This is a genomic window from Pseudacidovorax intermedius (genome assembly GCF_001476815.1).
GTDB lineage: Bacteria > Pseudomonadota > Gammaproteobacteria > Burkholderiales > Burkholderiaceae_C > Xenophilus > Xenophilus intermedius_A.
In genome coordinates this window covers 1-1,343 of record NZ_LDSL01000245.1, presented here as the reverse complement: position 1 = coordinate 1,343, position 1,343 = coordinate 1, and the positions used below count along the sequence as shown (strand labels likewise).

The window sequence follows — 1,343 nt, the reverse complement described above, 5'->3', positions numbered from 1 at the left end:
TGGGACGCTGTGAGGCTGGGTGGCCGGGCGGGCCGGGGCCGGCTCCAGGGTGATCGGGCGTGGTGCTTCCCTTTGGCGTCCTTCGAAAAGCCAGTCAGTCGCGTAGGCGTTGGCACGAATGACGCTGTCACTTTCCTTCCTCGCGCCGTGCAAGCTGGCACGGGTCGGTCCATAGAAGACCGTTCGGGCTGAGCCTGTCGAAGCCGGGGCATGGGGCGTCAACGCCCTTCGACAAGCTTGTATGGTTTGGTTCCCATCAACCAAACCGTAAGAAAGGGCGAGGAGCCGGGATGTAGGGACATCGACAAGCATCGGCGGTTGCTTCAGACCCAACCGACCGACACCCTGAGTCATCACCCCATCCCTGCGCCGAGCGTCGATAAGGAACCTGGCGACGTTGCACGCGCTGTGCAGCAACGATCCCCGATTCTTGCAAGCTCACGCCGACAGCAGGCACATCCCGGCGCTCGTATTTTGCGCAATGAAGACTCATCCGGCTACTGCGTTCGTAGGCGTGGATGTCGCCAGCGCCCATCTGGACGTCGCGGAGCATGGAAAGCCCGGCGTGCGCCGATTTGCCAACACAGCCTCTGGCATTGCCCAACTGCTGCGCGCAGTGCCGCCTTCGAGCGTGCTGGGCATGGAGTCCACCGGGCGCTACCACGCACCCCTGGCGCTGGCCGCGCACGCTGCAGGCCTGCGTGTGCATGTGCTGAACCCGCTGGATGTGCGCAACTATGCGAAGTCCGTAGGCCAGCGCGGCAAGACCGACCGGATGGATGCGCTGGTGCTGGCGCGCTACGTTTGCAACGAACATTCGAAGCTGCGGCCGTGGCAGCCACTCACCGCCAGCCAAGTGGCTCTGCGCGAGCTGCTGGCTCACCGCGCCACGCTGGTTCGCCAGCGCAGCGCCCTGGCGCAGGCCAGCGCTCACAACAAGGCCCTGGCGCGCGTGGACGAGCCGGTGCTCCAGGCGCTGCGGCAAGCCATCCAGCGCATCGACGAGGCAATCGAGGGCGAGATCCGGGCCGATCCGGCGAGCCGCCAAGCGTTCGATCACATCACGTCCGTGCCCGGGCTGGGACCAGTCTGTGGTTCCTTGCTGGTGATGATCTTCGGGCGCATGCCGACAGCCAGTGCCGACGCGGTGGTCGCCTTCACGGGGCTGGACCCTCGCCCGAACGACTCGGGCAAGAAGAGGGGGCAACGGTACCTGTCGAAGAAGGGCTGGCCTGAGAGTCGGCGCCTGCTGTACGCCGCGGCGATGTCGGCGGCGCGCACGAAGACGTGGAAGGACTTCTACCAGACGCAGCGCAACAAGGGGCTGAGCACGAGCGCACGCA

1 protein-coding gene is annotated in these 1,343 nt (G+C 65.9%); it reads left to right on the top strand.

Annotated elements, in window-relative coordinates; genetic code table 11:
• Positions 1-430: 430 nt before the first annotated feature.
• Positions 431-1,343 (top strand): IS110 family RNA-guided transposase (locus NS331_RS27455; protein WP_153013060.1); only part of this gene is annotated, 913 nt, incomplete at its 3' end.